Below are 18,510 nucleotides of genomic sequence, written 5' to 3'. Positions count from 1 at the left end.
CATTATGAAAAAGATATTTCTCATCCTTTCCATTTCGCTGCTTGCTATCACCGGCTGTAAGGAAGATTTTCTCACTCGCGAGCCTCAGGATGCACTCACGGACGACAGTTATTGGACCAATGAAAAGAATGTAAGAACTTTTGCCTGGGGATTTTACCCCAATTATTTCGCAGCTTACGGCTCCGGTTTCACATTCGGCAGATATTTTACAGGCCAAACATTGAATGATGATTTCGCCCCGTCAAGCCCGACGCAGTTTATCAAAAACATTCCGGCCACTTCTACGACATGGTCTTTCACGTGGGTTAGAAAGGCGAATCTTTTCCTGGACCGCATCCAGAAAGTCCCTATGGAACAGGAAGCCATTGCGCACTGGTCTGGAATTGCAAGGTTTTTTAGAGCAATGGAATATCACGATCTGGTAAAGACTTACGGCGATGTGCCCTGGTACGACAAGGCGCTGGACGAAACAGACGTTGCCGGACTCTATAAACCACGCCAACCACGTACAGAAGTAATGGACAAGGTTTTGGAAGATTTCCAGTTTGCTGCTACAAATGTCCGTGCAGATGATGGTGAAAAGGGGTTAACTGTTAATAAATCAGTAGTTCTGGCTTTTATGTCGCGTGTGTTTTTGTTTGAAGGGACCTATCTTAAATATCACAACATCGATCAGGCGAGGGCGAAAACATATTTGGAAGCTGCTAAATGGGCTGCTAACGAGGTGATTAAGTCTGGCCGCTACACAGTTGCCGAAAATTATCGTTCCATGTTCTCGTCCATCACATTAGCTGGTTCTAAGGAAATGATTTTGTATCGAAAATACGAAACCGGCCAGCTTACGCACAGTTTAAACAGCTATAACAACAAAGAACCGCAATCCGGGGCGTCCAAAAATGCCATTGAAAGTTATTTGTCAAAAGATGGTTTGCCTATCGCCGTTTCACCTTTATATCTGGGTGACAAAACGATCAAAAATGTGATGACAAACCGTGATCCGCGCATTACATCCACATTCGTCGACGCCTTGCGTGTGAGCAAATATGCGCCTAATGCGTCTTCGAGCGGCTATGCAACATTGAAATTCCTGAATGAGGAAACCAAAGAATTGCCCGAAGGAAGCGGTTCGCTGAACCAGACCGACGGCCCGGTGATCCGTTATGGCGAAGTTTTGATCAACTATGCCGAAGCCGCTGCGGAATTGGGCGGAATTGTTCAGGCAGATCTGGATGCTTCGGTCAATGTGTTGCGCGCGCGTCCGGGCGTCGCTTTGCCGCCGTTGCAGGTTTTGGGTGGCTTACCGGCTGTAAATGGAAAAGTTTATGACGATCCCAAACGCGACAAAACGGTGCCCTCGTTATTGTGGGAAATCCGCCGTGAGCGCCGCGTCGAGCTAATGATGGAAGGTTTCAGATTAAATGACCTTACACGCTGGAAAAAGCTGGAATATTCGGACACCAAAGCAAACCCGGACATTAATCGAGGCGCGTGGATCAAGAAAGCCGATTATCCCGACACAGACGCCATCATCGAAGGCAACGCTGCGGAAGGTTACATTATCCCCGCATCCAAGCCCGAATCACAACGTTTATTTGAAAGTCCAAAAGTTTATCTGACTCCGATTCCCTTGGACCAGATCAAGCTTTACCAGGATGCCGGATCGGAACTGACACAAAATCCGGGCTGGGAATAACGAATAGATTATGAGATACTTCGCGTTCTGCCTGTTGCTCTGCATTGCTCCGTTTTGTTTTGGACAAAATCAAAATTTCAAGTTCGCTTTCGTCAGTGATACGCACATTGGCGGCTCCACAGGCGCGGAGGATCTCATGCGGACCGTGAAGGACATTAATGCTAATCCGTCACTCGATTTCGTCGTTGTCACCGGCGACATTACGGAGTTTGGTTCCGATGACGAACTTACATTGGCCAAGGCGATATTGGACAGTCTGCAAAAACCCTGGCATGTAATTCCCGGCAACCACGACTCCAATTGGTCGGAAAGTGGGAGCAACAGTTTCAAAACAATTTTCGGCGCCGAATCTTTTTATTTTCTGCACAAAGGTTACGCATTTCTCGGAACAGCGTCGGGGCCCAATATGCGCATGGGTCCCGGCCAGGTTCCAAGGGAGCATTTGGTGTGGCTCGACAGCACACTGAGCAAGCTGCCCGACCCAAAAATGCCCGTCATTTATCTCAACCATTATCCGCAGGACTCGGCGCTCAACAACTGGTACGATGCATTAGACCGGCTGAAAAAGAACAATATACAGCTGATCCTGTGCGGCCACGGCCATAGCAACAAAGCATTTGATTTTGAAAAAATCCCGGGCGTTATGGGACGCTCCAACCTGAGAGCAAAGGATGAAATCGGCGGCTACAACATTGTAACCATTGGCGAAGGAAAAGCGTCATTTGAAATAAAAAAACCATTCTCAGACAGTCTTAAACCATGGAATGAAGTGGCATTAACAGACCACCAGTTTTCAAAGCGCACGGAGAAATTTCACCGCCCGTCCTATGCGGTAAATGATCAGTTCAGGAATGTTAAAGCGGTTTGGAGCTATCAGGATGACAGCGATATAGGCTCCGGCGTGACTATGCATGACAAAGTCATATTGTGTTCCGATACAAAAGGCGTGCTCTTCGCTTTAAACAAAAAGGGAAAGAAGCTTTGGGAATATAAAACCGAAGGAAAGATATACTCCACGCCCGCCGCATCGGGTTCGAGTGTTGTCATCACTTCCAGCGACAAGAATATTTATTGTGTTGATATAAAAACCGGCCAGCTCAAATGGAAATTCAGCGCAGGAAAACCGATTGTTGCGAATCCCGTCATTGCTGACGGAAAAGTGTTTTCAGGCGGTTCCGATGGACATTTCAGGGCGATGAACCTTGAAACGGGCCAATTAATCTGGGATTTCAGAGATGTTAAAGGATTCGTCGTGACCAAACCATTGATTTATCAAGGCAAAATATTTTTCGGATGCTGGGCAAACGATTTTTATGCGCTTGATTTGAAAACCGGCGCATTGGTTTGGAAGTGGAACAATGGCGCCGCAAACCGAATGTTCTCCCCAGCAGCCGTTTACCCCGTTGCTTCCGGCAACCGCGTCTTCATTGTCGCACCGGACAGGTTCATGACGGCCCTCAACGCAACTTCCGGCCAGGTGATCTGGCGTAAACAAATCCCAACCGTGCGCGTGCGTGAATCCATCGGACTTTCTTCGGATAGCAGCCTGGTTTTCGTTAAAACAATGGACGGCGATATCTACGGCGTCTCCACCAAAGCTGACTCCATGGCACTAAGCTGGAAAGCCAAACTTAAATTACCCTACGAAATCTCCCCAACCGCATTAGTTGAAACCAGCAACATCCTCTACGTCCCCAGCAACTCTGGCATGGTCTGCGCCATTGACCGGAGCAGCGGTGAGACGATCTGGAAACACAAGATTTCCAACGGGCTAATCAGCGGCATAACGCCTATAAGTAAACGCGAAGTGCTGGTTACGACGATGGATGGGAAGGTTGCACTGCTGAGAACAAAATAGGCTGACAATGTTCTTAATAATGTATTATGCCTTATCTCAAAGTTTTTGAATTAATCTCCCATTAAAGAAAGCCGCATAGTTAGTGGTCGATAGTGTTGGAGTTGAATCATCGCCAGTCACTTCGCCATTCGCCCCAGAAACAAAAACGACATCCCCAGGCAACAGCTCACAATCTATCGTTACACTTCCCGTGTACTTTGATCTTGCGTCTTCGTGACTATTGTAACCAATAATTTCGCTGACCCCGTTTCTTTTTCGAACCAAATTAACTGATGGATGAAATGTTAATCCATCATTTTGAAATTTCAGACTGGTGGCAAAGTGATATATTCCATGTACAGGCGCTTGAAAACTATAAGAAGGAGCTCCGGAATATCCATTGCCTAGATTATAATTTTCAGTTGAAAATTTCACTTGTTCGAAAAAGCCAATTGCCCCACTGCCTTCCACGCCGTTTACAGAAAATGCAATGGTTTTAATAGCCGGTGCTTGCCAGGTTGCGTTGCCATTGGCATCGGATGTCAGAAGCTTTCCGACGCCGGCTGATAACCCGGGGCCGGTTATTTTCAATCGGCCGTTTACGTGAAGTGCAACACCGTCCTTTAAACTGTATGCATACACACCTGTCCCAGATCCAGAACTTTTTCCGATTACTCCTCTGCCTGAGTTCGTTGAACCCCAAACTCCTGTGCGCTCGGTTGAAAAACCATCAATGGCGGTTGAAGCAAAAGAATTACCTGTGTTCTCTAAGTAAAATAATGCACCATCATAACTGGCGGTCGACATATACGGTAATGTAAGACTGGCGCCCAGCATTTGCCACATTGGGTCGCTTTCCTTACCCATATTGTAATAAAATCCTTCCAGATTGAATGCGTTGGCTGGCTTATAAATGAGCAACCCGTTAGCCGGATTGGGTACTGCATTTTTATCCGAAGCAGACTGCAATGCCACCGTCGGAATCAATACACCTTTGTTATTGCTTGAAACCTCGAGAACAGCGCTTGCATGTGGGGTTTTTGTGCCGATGCCAACGCTTTGTGCGGACACGCCATATCCAGCACAAATGAGGGAAATAAACAGGATATGTTTTTTCATGATTCACAAACTATTTTTTGGAGATTTTTCCTGTGCTTACTGATCCATCTTTCAGTATTACATTGATTGTGTAAACCCCTGATGGAAAGTTCTTGAAATCAACACGATTTTCGGAATAGTGCCCTGTTTGAGGATTCGATGTATGGTAAACCGATTGTCCCTTTGGATTCACAACCCTAATACTCTTGATTGGAGATAAACTCTTCACTTCAATGGAAAGCCAATCAGAAACTGGGTTGGGGAAAAACACTACTGACAGCTGACTCTTCCAGGCATTCGTGATTCGACTAAATGCGAATGTTCCGTCCTGGTCTACAATTCGTAATCTGTAAAAATTGCTGCCTGCTAAGGGAGATTTATGAACATATACGTAGCTATGCACCTCATTACTTTGTTGAACGGCTGCCACACGACCGATTGTTTGCCATTCCTTCCCATTTCCGCTATGCTGAACTTCGAAAAAGTCACTATTAGATTCATAGGAAGTGCTCCAAGACAAAACAATTTCGTTCTCCTGCATCGATGCGTCGAAGTCAATAAGCGTCACAGGCAAAACGTTACCGGAATTTGTAAGCGTCAGATATTTAATGTTTGTCCAATCTACATCTTCGGCCACAAAGTTTTCTAGTGGGTTGACCACACTCTTGTTTGTGGGCACTAAAAATTCGCTAACCAGTCCAGCCTTGGTTAACTGAAGCAAATTTTCAGAATTCATGTTCAACTCATTGTCATAATAGCTGATCAATATATTGCCTTTAAAGGCTATGGGATTTCCCATCGCGTAAACTCGTTTGATACTCTCATTCGGGTTGCCCCAAATCGGCTTGGTTGAATACGAGATTTCATTGTTACTAAAACTGAATGGCCCGGATGGTGTAAGTGACAAGCCACTAACCGTTAAGGTCGTCTCAGGAGCAAGAAAGAAACCGTTGTCATTCACTGTGAATTGTGCTTGAACATCCACCTGAAATAACAATACACACATTAAAATGGTTATGCATCTAGCTTTCATTATAGCATTAAGTTTGGAAGATGTGGGTCTTACAATTTTTGAATCATTCTCCCATTGAAGAAAGCCGCATAATCGGATGTGACGAGTTTTGCTTGTGGATCATTATCAAGGTGTCCGTTACTACCCTGGACAAAGATGATGTCTCCCGGAAGCAACTCACACTCAATTGAAACCTGTGAAGTGTAACTAAACCTTGCTTCCCCAGGTTCATCTTCTGCTAGAATTGTAGTTATGGAATTTCTTGTGCGCATAATCTGCGTGATTGGGAAAAATTCCAGGTTAACATCCGAAGCATATTGCAGTAAAGCATCGAAATGATAGATACCGTGGAAAGGTGCCGTGAAATGGTTTGTGAAAACAGCATTGTAACTGTTCCCAATGTCATAATGCTCAACTAAAAATTTGACCTTTTCCTGCGTCCCGATCGTTCCATCTCCTTTGACGCCGGTCGCTGAAAAAGCAACTGTTTCTACCACAGGTTCCTGCCAGGATGCATCACCGTCTGAATCAGATGTTAAAATTTTACCAACGCCTGGGGACTGTCCTATTCCCGAAATCCTTAATTTACCAGAAACGTCTAGTGCAAGTCCTGTGGACGTATTAATGGCCTGAAATCCAGTCCCCGATCCTAGGGCTAGGCCGGCAACGCCATTCCCAGATACCGTAGCGCCCCAGACTCCTCTTTTAGTTTCGGAATAACCCTCAATTCCGGTTGCCAGAGATGAACTAGATGTATTCTCGACATAAAACAACGCACCGGCATTGGTGTCGGTAAATGACAAGGGGAGGTTCAGTCGTGAACCCAACATTTGCCATAAGGGGTTGTCAGCATCTCCTAGATTATAGTACAACCCTTCCGAGCCAAAAGCATTAGCCGGTTTGTATACCAGAAGCGATTTTGCAGGATTTGGTATCGTAGACTGGTCTGTCGATGATGCAAGCAGAACCTTAGGCAACAATACCCCCTTGTTATTGCTAACCACATCCAGCGAAGCACTCGGATGAGGCGTTTGGGTGTTGACACCCGCATTTTGGGCTAATGATTTCACACTGATCGCTAGCACGAACAAAAGTAAAGTGCATTTATTCATTGACATTTATATTGGGTGAGTTAGAATTGACGTGGCAAGTGCTACAATTCGAGGACAAGATTTCCACTGAAACTGGATTGTATGTTGTCAGGGAAGAAGGCTTGTTTTCTCAATAGGACAATCTGCGAGCCATAAGCCCTTGCGACTGTGTTTATAACATCCCCTTGCTGCAATTGACAATCCATCTCAATGCAGGATCGATACCCACCACCCCAGTTGTATACCCACGCTCGATTTTCGGCAAGAATAGTTGTTGCATTATTCCTGGTCTGCTGCAACCGGATGGTCGGACCGTAAAGGTTAGCGTCTTGTGTTTGATCTTTCCAAAGAACGGCAACTTTGAAATGATAGATACCGGATTTAGGTGCAATAAACGAGCTGTGAGGTGATTGAGTAGCATCGTTATAATCAGAGCCAACATCATAAACTTCATTAGCAAAAGCAAGTTTCACATAGCTATTCTGGGACATATTTTCATTCCCATTTCCCAGTATCCCGACCGCAGAAAATGCGACCCCGCTCGACTTTTCAATGGGTGGCTGCCAGCTTGCATAGCCCAGTGCATCCGAAGTAAGTACATCCCCCGCCGCTGGAGCCTTTGTATTTATGCCAAGATGGATTTTCCCATTTACCTCCATAGCTAAACCTTGTCCGCTATTATTCACAGCCAGGACCCCGGTGCCTGTACCGCTATTATGTCCGGCGACACCCGTCCCGGTCATGGTTCTACCCATAATGCCTATTCCAAGATCAGAAGATCCTTGCACTGCCCTGACGCTTGCCGTCGTTGCGAGATTATTGACTGCAAATAATGTGTTTGCATGGGCAACCTTGTCCGAATAAGGCAGCTTTAACTTCGCCTCCACATTCGTCCAATATGGCAAAATCGGAGTGCCATTGTTATAGTAAAGCCCGGCCTTTCCAAAAGCAGAGTTTGTATTGAAGAGCATTAAACCTTTCGCTGGTAGTGGTATGGTAGCGTTGTCAGTGGCCGACTGCAAATACACTTTCGGAAACAGAACACCCTTATTAGTTGCCCTTACTTCCAATGCAGCGCTTGGATCAGGATGAAAAGTGTTAATCCCAACATTCCCAAAGGTCTGTGCCCAAAGGATGTGGTGCCAACAAAGCGATAGGATAAGTAATACAACTTTTTTCATGGATGGAAAATGGAATTGTTGAATGTGTTTAGCTGCTGAATCAACACGGTATTAAAATACGTGTGTAATATTCCGCACCTTCGCACATTTACAATAATCCGATGAATAACCGGCTAGTTTCACTTTTTTAAAGGTTTTGAAGCGAAACATCCCCGACTATTCATTTGTGAATTTCCCTATCTCATTAGCAGTGGTTGCAAATTTTAAAACCGGTAGAAGCAGATAAATCAAATAGTTTATCACCATTCCGCTGCGCTTCCATCCTCATGTTTCCAAAGCGGATTTTTCCAGTTGTGCCCCACTTCGGCCATTCTCCGCACTTGTTCTTCGTTGATTTCAATGCCCAGGCCGGGGCCGGATGGAATGTTCACGAAGCCATTTTCGTAAGTGAACACCGTTTTGTCTTCCAGATAATCCATCAGATCATTTCCCTGATTATAATGAATGCCAAGACTCTGTTCCTGTATAAACGCATTGTGGCAAGTTGCGTCTACTTGCAGGCATGCGGCCAGCGCAATGGGGCCGAGCGGGCAATGTGGCGCGGCGGCAACATCAAAAGCCTCGGCCATCGAAAGGATCTTTTTGCACTCGGTAATTCCTCCGGCGTGCGATAAATCCGGCTGGATAATGTCTGCGTATCCCTGCGTCAGCAACTCCTTGAACTGCCAGCGGCTGAACATTCTTTCGCCCGTAGCGATCGGAATGCATGTATGGTTCGCGATCTCGCGAAGCGCCTCGTTGTTCTCAGGAAGCACGGGTTCCTCGATAAACATTGGCCTGAACTGCTCCAATTCCTTCGCAAGAACCTTCGCCATAGGCTTATGCAGGCGACCATGGAAATCGACACCAATATCCAAAGCATAACCCACCGCCTCGCGGATAGATGCAACCCGAAGCAAAACAAGGTCGATCTTTTCGTAAGAATCAATGTATTGCATTTCGTCGGTTGCATTCATTTTAATGGCCTTGAAGCCGCTGTCGAGTGACAGCTTCGCCGCGATCGCCACATCCGAAGGCCTATCGCCTCCTATCCATGAATAGACCTTTATCTTATCCCTGCACTTTCCACCAAGAAGCTGATAAACAGGCGCATTATAAAACTTTCCTTTAATGTCCCAAAGCGCCTGATCGATGCCCGCGATAGCGCTCATCAATATAGGTCCTCCGCGGTAAAAACCACCCCTGTACATGGTGTTCCAGTGCCCTTCAATGTCCATCGGGTCTTTCCCGATCAGCGTATCCATCAACTCAATCACTGCTGCTTTTACCGTTGCGGCTTTCCCTTCAATCACCGGCTCACCCCAGCCAATAATGCCTTCATCCGTTTCTATTTTGAGAAATAACCATCTGGGTGGAACCTGAAAAAGCTCATAACTTCTAATTTTCATTTTTATAAATAATTAATGACGCGTTAAAGGAAACACATTCCCATTGTTGATTAAAGCTTTGGTAGGGAATTTTATAATGAGGTTGGTTTTAGAAGAATGGATTATCCACAGATCTCAAAGCAATAAATGTCCGCTGCCGCCACGGTTAAAAATGAATGAAGCCAACAAATCCCGAAGGGATCTAATACGGCGGCAAAAATAGGATCGTAAACAATGTAATCCTGGAGGGATGGAATGTCGGTAGCAAAACATGACCGTAAACAATGTAAATCCCGGAGGGATGGAATATCGGTAGCAAAAATAGGATCGTAACAAAAAGTAATCCCAGAGGGATGGAACGGCCTGCATGATGTTCCATCCCTCCGGGATTTGTTCGAATGCTCAAACACAATAATCAATTTAATTTCCAATAGTCAATTTTTAGATATTACTTTTAGCCAGATGACAGAAAGAATTATTGCGGTTCTTAAAGCGAAAAATTTGAATCAGAAATCTGCGGCGCAGCTTTTAAAACTCTCGGGTGCAAAAATGAGCAAGGTGATGTCGGGCGAACAAACTTTGTCGGGTGAGGCGTTTGGCATTCTAATTAAGGAATTTGATATCCATCCCAACTGGATTTTTGGATATATTGGGCATGCCGATGAAGTGATGTACATGTCAAATTTGATTCCCGAAAGTGAATTGCAGAAAAAGGATAAGGAAATTCAGGAATTAAAGCTCGAACTCGGCGATGTCTACAAGCAATTGGCAGAGGAACGGCGCAACAAATAACATTGCTCCGATCAAACTCAATGTATATGACATCTTTTACACGCACCATACCGCTTCATTTTCCGTGAAAAATCAATCATGGACAACCAGTTCCACCCATCGATATAAAACGCGCCGTGTGGCATTAACATTGACCTATAATTTTGGCAGAGCAGACTTTAACATAAAAAAAGCAAGACGAGCGTGGAAGAAGGGCGCATGGGCTATTGATGTGGAATGAATAACTATTGCAGAAAAAGTCGAACGGATCTGCAACGTTTTCCCGGTTGGCTCGTCATTGCGATACGACGAGACAAACCCCTGCGCCATGAGAAAATTTTTATGTACGATCGCTGCGCTGACAGCGACCATTTGCTTCGCCTTCGCCCAGCAAATCAAGATTTCAGGACTATTATTGGATTCGGCTGCTGCCAAACCGATTGAATTTGCGACCGTTGCCCTCCTGAAAAATGGCAAGATCATTCAGGGTGTTAATTCCGATTCTAAGGGGCGATTTGTTTTTTCCAAAGTGGAAAAAGGCGAATACGCGATTCAGGCTTCGTTAATGGGGTATGTTTCCAAAACGGTTGAAAAAATCACGGCAAACGACGAGGACATTGAAACGGGCATAATTAAATTGGCCCCGACTGTCCGGAACCTGAGTGAAGTGACTGTTACGGAGCAAAAAGCTTTGTTCGAAGAAAAGGCTGACCGGATGATTTATAATGCAGAAAAGGACATAAGTATTAAAGGTGGCGATGCGACGGATGTGCTTAAAAAAATCCCTTCTGTGTCGGTGGACATTGAAGGCAATGTTCAGTTGCGCGGCAGTTCCAACATTAAGGTCCTGATTAATAACAAGCCTTCGAGCATTGTGGCGCGCAGCATTTCGGACGCGTTGAAGCAGATTCCGGCGGACATTATTAAGCAAGTGGAGGTTATCACCTCGCCATCAGCCAAATACGATGCGGAAGGTACGGCTGGGATCATTAATATCATTACCAAGAAAAATACGCTTCGCGGCACAAGCGGCTCGGTTAGCCCGAACCTGGGCCAGTGGAATAACTGGCAAAATGCAACCATTAATCACCGGATGAAAGCCATCAATGTGTCTGCAAACGGCGGTTTCAATGATTGGAAAAATAAGCGCGTCATGCAACTGGGCCGTTCTTTCACGAATGGCGACACGCTTACCAACCAGGATCAGCCGCAAGGGATCACCGGGAAAGGGAAGAATTTTTACGGGACCATCAATGTGGATTGGGATGTGGATTCGCTGAACAGGATCGGCGCCGGATTCAATTATTATAACGGCATTAATACCAACAATTTCGACATTGAGTTTACAGAAAGCAGCCTGGGAACCGTCCGTCAATATTTTCAGCGGGATATGAGCCGCACTTACGATTGGGCTGGCGCGACGGTGAACCTGGATTATACGCGTTTGTTCAAAAAACCCAAAAAGGAAATAGCACTGCTGATGATGTACTCGTTTGAAGGCGAGGACAGCAATTACTGGTCCAATCTGCGCAACCGCGAAAGCACGGTTTATTATCGCGAGAAAAGCTATAATATCAGCAACAACAAGGAAGGAACCATTCAACTGGATTTTACCAACCCGCTTGACAGTATCAGCACGCTCGAAGTGGGTTCAAAAACGATTTTCCGCCAGATCCTGAGCGATTACCGGATTTCCAGCGCCTTGGACGGTTCAACAGATTTCAGGGATCTGCCCGAGCTGGCCAATATCTTCGACTATGCCCAGCAAGTAACGTCGGCCTATGTAGTTTACACCAGAACACCTGAAAAACGATGGGGTATCAACCTGGGTGCACGTTACGAACATACATTCATTCAAGCCGATTTCCTGAACGGGACCGCTTCATTTTCAAACAATTATGGAAATTTGATTCCCAGCGTTAGCTTGTCCCGCAGCATTAAAAAAGATCAGCAGCTTCGACTGAGTTATACGCAACGCATCCAGCGGCCGCAGTTTTTTTATCTGAACCCATACGTGAATCAAGCTGATTCCAAAAACCAGTACGGCGGAAATCCTTATCTCAAACCGGAGTTAACTCATTCTATTGAAGCAAATTACAGTGTCTCTGTTAAACAAACCAGCTTTAACGCATCATTCTTTTTGCGCCAGACAAACAACGCCATTGAAGGCATTAACACTGTGGATACAAGCGGCGTGTTGACCCAAACCTTCCAGAATGTTGCACAAAATTCGGCTTATGGCCTGAATCTAAGCGCGAACACTAAGATTATCAAACAATGGAGCGTAAACGGCTCAGTAAATGTGTTTTACAATGTTCTGGAGAGTGAAGAGCTTAAAACCCGTAACGCAGACTGGATGTATCGGATCAACCTGAACTCGAGTATCGATTTTGGCAAGGGAATCAAGGCACAGCTTTTCGGTTTTTATAATTCTGCACGCGTTAATCTGCAAGGAAAATATGGCGCATTTGGTTTTTATAATATGGTTTTGCAAAAGGAAGTGCTCAAAAAGAAGGGCACCATCGGGTTAGGTTACGACAATCCCTTTAACAGGAGGATTAAATGGCGAAATGACTTCGTAGGGCCTAATTTTGTTCAAACTCAAGATGTGGCTATGTATCGCCGGGGCTGGCGCATCAATTTGAAATATGAATTCGGAAAAATGAACAGCGGCCCGCGCCAGAAAAAACGGATCAGCAATGATGACAAGAAAGGCGGCGAGGGGAACAATTAGTGGCCAGTGCAAAACTGAGAACCAATGGCATAATTTTTGACCTCTTCCTCAGACCGTGAAAATTTTAAACACAAGCGAATATGGCGGATAACGCAACTTTTATTTTAAAAGATGATTCCAGTGAAATTGTAGTCCGCAATGAGGATATTGAAGAAATCGTCCCGGATGCGGATTTCAGGTTCAGCCTTTTGATCCTGAAAAGTGGTGATAAACACTTTGTAAGCGGTACGAAAGAAGAAATTGAAGAAAAACTGGAAGCAAACGCATCGTAAATGGGAAATATTGAAAGTGTAAATTTGGATCAGGTCCTTATACATGCAGCCCGCCTGGGTAACATCCCGGTGATACAGGAAATTCTCAGCCGTGGAATTGACATTGATGTTCAGGATGAAAAAGGATACACGCCGCTCATCATCGCATGTTATAACAACCACTTCGAGACAGCAAAGCTGCTGCTGAAATCCGGTGCTGACGCCAATGCATTTGACTTCGGTGGCAACACCGCTTTAATGGGTGTTTCGTTCAAGGGTTACCCGGACATTGCGGAACTGCTCATCGACAACGGCGCAGATCTGAACATGCAGCACGGCAATGGCGGAACGGCATTGATGTTCGCGGCGATGTTCGGTAGAAATGATCTGGTAAAACTGCTTCTGGCCCGGGGAGCCGATAAAACCATCCTGGACAATCGCGGGCTTTCCGTCGAGGACCTGGCCCTGCAGCAGGGTAACCACGAAGCAGTTACGCTGCTGGCATAAACCAAACCCAATAAAAAAGCCCCGTACAACTTGAAGCTGTACGGGGTTTTTTATCGTTTGCACCGTCCGGTTATGCCGGAACTTTGCGTGGTTTTTCGCGCTCCCAGAATCTGTGCTGCGCAATGGCCAAAATGAATTTATCGGCCAAACCGTCCGTGTCCGTACCCACAATCACACCTTCTGCGAGAATGCTTTTGTCTGAGAAGTCGGCAGGCATTTTTTTGGCGAAATAGGTCGCTTCCAAGACCTGGACAGCATCCGTATGTGCCGCAATGGCTTTGCAGTGGCGGAAAGCCTCGTTCAGAAAATGGATCGCGTCGGCATCAGCCTCAATGGTTGCTACACTATTCGTGCCGCCCGGAACATAAACTGCATCATAAAATACGGATGCGGCCGTGAGCAGGCTATGGCTTACCGGAATCTTTTCGTCATTTTCGGCAACAATGTAATTATGGCGCGGCGCAAGGATTTCTACCACTGCACCTGCTCCCTCCAAAGCCGCCTTCACCGTTAGCAATGAAGCCGCGTCTACCCCATCCGCAGCCAGAAAAGCGATTTTTCTCGTCTTAATGCTGTCTTTTGGAGTGTTTGCCATGCTCAGTGCTTCCGAGGAAGTCAAAGATCCTTCAAAAATGTATGACTCGAAATCAGCAGGATCGCCGTCTGCCGGAACGCTGTGATTAATAGGCTGTTCCAGTGATTTTGGAACCGGAAGCCGCAATGCAAAAGCGACTTGCCCTGCAAGGTCTTTGTCGATCAACGACAGTATACCCAACATTCTTTCGCGGATTGCCGGGACAGTTACTTTACCCAGCTCGAAGCTTAATGCGTCCACAATGTGGTTTTTCTCCGGATCGGACTGGCTATTGAAAAACAACTTTGCCTGGCTAAAATGGTCGAAAAAGCTTTTGCTTCGCGCCCGTACCTTCCGCGCGTCAATGCGCTCAGGATAGGTGTTGAACCCGCCTTCCGAAACTTTGGCCTGCAACGGATAACCGTTGCCCAGCGTGTTCGGATTATAGCTCGTTTTACCCCTGTTGATGGTTTGGCGCATATGCCCGTCGCGCTGGTTATTGTGCACAGGCACAATGGGACGGTTAATGGGTATCTCGTGAAAATTAGGGCCTCCTAAGCGCAATAGCTGTGTATCGGTGTAGGAAAACAGCCTGCCTTGCAACAAAGGATCATTGGTGAAATCAATTCCCGGAACTATATGGCCGACGTGGAATGCCACCTGCTCGGTTTCGGCGAAAAAGTTGTCGGGGTTGCGGTTCAATGTCATTTTCCCGATCCGCTGTACAGGAACCAACTCTTCGGGAATAATTTTCGTTGGATCGAGCAAATCGAATTCATATTTGAACTCGTCTGCTTCAGGAACGATCTGCACGCCAAGTTCCCATTCGGGGAAGTCACCGTTCTCGATGGCGTCCCACAAATCCCTTCTGTGAAAATCCGGATCTTTCCCGGAAATTTTCTGTGCCTCGTCCCAGGCCACTGCGTGCACGCCTAAAAGCGGTTTCCAGTGGAATTTGACAAAATTGCTAACGCCTTCGGCATTCACAAAGCGGAACGTATGCACACCAAAACCCTCCATCATGCGATAGCTCCGCGGCAGCGCACGATCGCTCATGGCCCACATGACCATATGTGCCGATTCGGGCATAATCGAGATAAAGTCCCAGAAAGTATCATGCGCCGAAGCAGCTTGCGGCATTTCGTTATCTGGTTCTGGCTTTACAGCGTGAATCAGATCCGGAAATTTGATCGAATCCTGAATAAAAAACACCGGCATATTGTTACCGACCAGGTCAAAATTCCCTTCCTGCGTATAAAATTTGACGGCAAATCCGCGCACGTCGCGCGCAAGATCCGTAGATCCTCTTGATCCCGCAACCGTCGAAAATCTCACAAAAACAGGTGTTTCAATGCTTGTGTCATTCAAAAACTGGGCTTTTGTGACGTCTCCCATTGGCTTATAAACCTTGAAAACACCATGCGCACCTGATCCCCGGGCATGAACAATGCGTTCAGGGATCCGCTCATGATCGAAATGGGTTATTTTTTCTCTGAGGATAAAGTCTTCCAGTAAGGTGGCTCCACGCTCACCGGCTTTAAGGGAATTTTGGTCGTCATTAATTCGAAGACCGTGATTTGTAGTTAACAGCTCGCCAGTAGCGTCGGCGATGTGCGGGTCAAGGTTTTGAATTTTTGCATTGTCGGGTTGTTTAGCTTCGTTGTCCGATGGCTTATTCGTTTTCATAAAGTGAATAATTTTTAGTGGCGGCACTTATGGACCGTAGTTAGCCTACCAGTAAAATATGCGTTCCACTTCATGAAATCGCCCGATCAGCGCATTTAAGGCGTGTTGACAACTTATCAACCTTAAATTTTAATTAAATCAAGCGGTTTTATGAACAACTGTGGAGTTTTCGCCCGAAAAGAAGATAAATTTATAGCATTGAATCTAACTCCGGGCTTGTTCTGTTTCAAACACCCCTTCGTATAAAATGGCTTTTAAAAATATACTACTGATTGACGACGATGAGGATGACCACGACATTTTTCGCTCGGCGTTAAACCAGCTTTCTGATAACGTTTCTTTCGATGCGATCCTGGATGCCAATGATGCGCTGAAAAGACTGATCAGCAAGCAATTGGAGCCAGACGTTATCTTTCTTGACCTGAATATGCCGAAAATGAACGGTGAAGTCTTTCTGACCCTGATCAAAAACGACAACAGCTTAAAAAATATCCCGGTCATTATTTATTCAACCGCTTCAAGCCCGTCAACCATCCGCACGGTGAAAGAACTGGGCGCTTCTGATTACATCACAAAACCCGACAGTTTCGAAGGCCTTCTCCATATCATGAAGCCGTTGGTCGCATAGCGAGGACTCTTATCAATCTTCCAGCAAAAAGACGATTTCCGTTTGCCATTTATCGGGATTAGGCTCAAAATCAGGGTCTACCAGATAAAATTCCGTTCTCCCGCCCCATTCCGTGCGGCCGTTTTCCTGACGTGCCTTTTCGGTAAACCCTTTTTCTTTGATCCATTTTTCCAAGGCAACATGGGCCTGCATCATGTCTTTGAAATGTCCGGTATAAATAATGCTGGCGTAATGTCCCGCAGGGAAACTTCCTGCTGCAACCCGCTCATCACCTTCAACAGCTTTACCAACCGGAAATCCCGCTTCGCAATCCAGCTCCCCTTTTTCATTCATTGATTTATATAAAAAGAAATCCACCCCGGCCGCTTCAATGTTCCTTTCCTGCATCCATTCCTTCACTTCGGGGATGAGCGGGGGCAGAATTTCCGGGATATTGTGCATGTGGACAGTTTTGCGGATGCACAAATAATGCAGCTCTTCCCGGCGCTCTGTTTTAGGTTCTGAAAGCATGGCTAATTTTTGGATTTGTTGTGGCACAAATCTATGGGTTCAAATTACAACCATGAAGGGCCGATTGCGACAAAAACGAGGGCAGTTTGCGACTAAGTAGCAGTTTACTTCCTGATCGCAATGTCAATGGACGCACCTGCATCGCCTTGCTGTTCCATCCACGTACGCAGTTCGTTTGTAAAGCGCTCGATCCGTTTTACCTGCGCCGGGTCGGCTGCCAGATTATTAAGCTCAAAAGGATCATTTTGCAAATCATAAAATTCAACAGCGGGGCGGTTCACGAATCGGGATGTGATTTTTTTTGCATTTGCATCGTCAACGGCTTTATCAACCCATGAAAACCAAACCGTATTCCGATCCATGCGTTCACGGGTCATCATAAAACGATTGTAATATTCGGTTTTCGGTAACAAGTTCAAAATCAACTTGTAGCGGCCATCGCGAATGCTGCGAATCGGGTAAGGATCACCTTCCGGAATGTTGTTGTGGATGCCATAGGCAAAAGATCTGGCTGTTTTGCTTTTATCGTTCAACACCGGAAGAAAGGTTGTTCCATCCAGTCCGGCAATGGCCTTACCGCCTGCAATGTCTATTAAAGTAGGTGTAATGTCCTCATACTGAACGATTGCATTTGTTTCCGTTGCTTCTTTCACTTTGCCGGGCCATTTTACGATCATAGAACTCTTTTGTCCGGAATCCCACAAATTCCACTTTGCACCAGGGAACTGCGCACCTTGTTCGCCCAGGAAGATGAGGATCGTATTTTTGTCTTGCCCCGTTTCTGCAATCAGCTTGGCAATGTCGCCCACCTGATTGTCCAGACGCCGTATTTCGGCCAGATATTTAACATACTGACGCCTTGTAACCGGCGTATCTACCCAATCCACAGGCAATTTCAGTTTTTTCGCATCGAACTCGGTTGTATCGCCAGAAGTCCAGGGAGTATGCGGGTTAATGCTCATCACAAACAGGCAATAGGGCTTTTCACTCGCCGTCATGTAACTTTTTACTGCATCCAGGCTGTATTCATCGGTGGCAGAAACGCAATTGGGTTCGAAACCTTCAATGATGTCGAAAGGGAATACGGACTTGGGCTTGGTAACATGGTCTTTTCCCGTCAGGCCAACGCGATAACCCAGATCAGCAAGATAATGTCCAACACTCTTCAGGTTATCATAAACGGGTTTGTGATTTTGATATGAACCATGGCGAACCGGATAAAGGCCGGTAAAAAGCGATGCGCGTGTAGGCACACACATTGCTTCCGAAGCATAGATATTGTTGAATTTCAAACCCTGTGCGGCAAGCCGGTCAATGTTCTTTGTTTTGATATTTTGTCCTCCATAGCAGCTTAACTGCTTGCTATCCAGGTCGTCCGCCATAATGATAACAATATTTGGCCGTGTGGTGGTTTGCTTAACGCCGCTATCTTTCTCAGGCACTGACCTGAAACTCAGCATGGTCAGAACCGCCAAAATGCCAACCGCATATCGGCCTGCGAATAAAATGATCCTTGTCAAAGCATTCATGTTTGCATTCTGTTAATCAGATAAAATAGTTTGCAGAAATC

The 18,510-nt window shown here is 46.0% G+C and carries 15 protein-coding genes; 7 read left to right on the top strand and 8 right to left on the bottom strand.

The features are described from left to right. The first annotated feature begins 4 nt into the window (after nucleotides 1-4). On the top strand, nucleotides 5-1,693 hold the full coding sequence (locus MUK70_RS05985) for a RagB/SusD family nutrient uptake outer membrane protein (RefSeq protein WP_234658183.1): 1,689 nt from the start codon (nucleotides 5-7) through the stop codon (nucleotides 1,691-1,693). A 10-nt stretch (nucleotides 1,694-1,703) separates the two neighbouring features. Further along, a complete protein-coding gene (locus MUK70_RS05980) occupies nucleotides 1,704-3,551 on the top strand; it encodes an outer membrane protein assembly factor BamB family protein (RefSeq protein ID WP_234658184.1) in 1,848 nt (615 codons plus the stop codon). Nucleotides 3,552-3,587: 36 nt separating this feature from the next. On the opposite strand, the gene MUK70_RS05975 is transcribed toward MUK70_RS05980, so the two are convergent. From MUK70_RS05975 to dgoD, 5 genes are all read right to left on the bottom strand, one after another. Beyond that, nucleotides 3,588-4,649 carry a phage tail-like protein gene (locus MUK70_RS05975; protein ID WP_234658185.1) on the bottom strand — a complete coding sequence of 354 codons (1,062 nt, stop codon included), beginning with the start codon at nucleotides 4,647-4,649 and terminating at the stop codon, nucleotides 3,588-3,590. 10 nt (nucleotides 4,650-4,659) lie between these two features. Continuing rightward, entirely contained in the window at nucleotides 4,660-5,661 is a 1,002-nt protein-coding gene (locus MUK70_RS05970) for a T9SS type A sorting domain-containing protein (protein WP_234658186.1), read from the bottom strand. A 29-nt stretch (nucleotides 5,662-5,690) separates the two neighbouring features. Continuing rightward, nucleotides 5,691-6,752, bottom strand: coding sequence for a phage tail-like protein (locus MUK70_RS05965; protein WP_234658187.1), 1,062 nt, complete (start codon nucleotides 6,750-6,752; stop codon nucleotides 5,691-5,693). A 41-nt stretch (nucleotides 6,753-6,793) separates the two neighbouring features. After that, a complete protein-coding gene (locus tag MUK70_RS05960; protein ID WP_234658188.1) occupies nucleotides 6,794-7,912 on the bottom strand; it encodes a phage tail-like protein in 1,119 nt (372 codons plus the stop codon). 239 nt (nucleotides 7,913-8,151) lie between these two features. Next, a complete protein-coding gene (gene dgoD / locus MUK70_RS05955; RefSeq protein ID WP_234604523.1) occupies nucleotides 8,152-9,300 on the bottom strand; it encodes a galactonate dehydratase in 1,149 nt (382 codons plus the stop codon). Nucleotides 9,301-9,741: 441 nt separating this feature from the next. Here dgoD and MUK70_RS05950 point away from each other — a divergent pair, with 441 nt between their 5' ends. The 4 genes from MUK70_RS05950 (at nucleotide 9,742) to MUK70_RS05935 (ending at nucleotide 13,542) form a co-directional block, all read left to right on the top strand. Next, on the top strand, nucleotides 9,742-10,071 hold the full coding sequence (locus MUK70_RS05950) for an XRE family transcriptional regulator (protein ID WP_234658189.1): 330 nt from the start codon (nucleotides 9,742-9,744) through the stop codon (nucleotides 10,069-10,071). A 307-nt stretch (nucleotides 10,072-10,378) separates the two neighbouring features. Continuing rightward, nucleotides 10,379-12,784, top strand: coding sequence for a TonB-dependent receptor (locus MUK70_RS05945; protein ID WP_234658190.1), 2,406 nt, complete (start codon nucleotides 10,379-10,381; stop codon nucleotides 12,782-12,784). Nucleotides 12,785-12,864: 80 nt separating this feature from the next. Next, on the top strand, nucleotides 12,865-13,056 hold the full coding sequence (locus tag MUK70_RS05940; protein WP_234658191.1) for a hypothetical protein: 192 nt from the start codon (nucleotides 12,865-12,867) through the stop codon (nucleotides 13,054-13,056). Next, nucleotides 13,057-13,542 carry an ankyrin repeat domain-containing protein gene (locus tag MUK70_RS05935; protein ID WP_234658193.1) on the top strand — a complete coding sequence of 162 codons (486 nt, stop codon included), beginning with the start codon at nucleotides 13,057-13,059 and terminating at the stop codon, nucleotides 13,540-13,542. It begins immediately after the preceding gene. A gap of 70 nt (nucleotides 13,543-13,612) precedes the next feature. Here MUK70_RS05935 and MUK70_RS05930 read toward each other — a convergent pair whose 3' ends face one another. Continuing rightward, on the bottom strand, nucleotides 13,613-15,802 hold the full coding sequence (locus MUK70_RS05930; protein WP_234658194.1) for a catalase: 2,190 nt from the start codon (nucleotides 15,800-15,802) through the stop codon (nucleotides 13,613-13,615). A 247-nt stretch (nucleotides 15,803-16,049) separates the two neighbouring features. Here MUK70_RS05930 and MUK70_RS05925 point away from each other — a divergent pair, with 247 nt between their 5' ends. Next, nucleotides 16,050-16,430, top strand: coding sequence for a response regulator (locus tag MUK70_RS05925; protein WP_234658195.1), 381 nt, complete (start codon nucleotides 16,050-16,052; stop codon nucleotides 16,428-16,430). A gap of 12 nt (nucleotides 16,431-16,442) precedes the next feature. Here the strand turns inward: MUK70_RS05925 and MUK70_RS05920 are convergent, their stop codons facing one another. Both MUK70_RS05920 and MUK70_RS05915 read right to left on the bottom strand, forming a co-directional pair. Next, the gene (locus MUK70_RS05920; protein ID WP_234658196.1) at nucleotides 16,443-16,940 is read right to left on the bottom strand and encodes a GyrI-like domain-containing protein; all 498 of its coding nucleotides are present in this window, start codon (nucleotides 16,938-16,940) and stop codon (nucleotides 16,443-16,445) included. A 104-nt stretch (nucleotides 16,941-17,044) separates the two neighbouring features. Continuing rightward, on the bottom strand, nucleotides 17,045-18,469 hold the full coding sequence (locus MUK70_RS05915) for a sulfatase family protein (protein ID WP_234658197.1): 1,425 nt from the start codon (nucleotides 18,467-18,469) through the stop codon (nucleotides 17,045-17,047). Between the last annotated feature and the right edge of the window lie 41 nt (nucleotides 18,470-18,510).

The sequence above is a fragment of the Dyadobacter chenwenxiniae genome (assembly GCF_022869785.1).
Taxonomy (GTDB): Bacteria; Bacteroidota; Bacteroidia; order Cytophagales; family Spirosomataceae; genus Dyadobacter; species Dyadobacter chenwenxiniae.
Note: the sequence above shows the minus strand (reverse complement) of the source record. Positions and strands in the feature narration are given on the sequence as shown.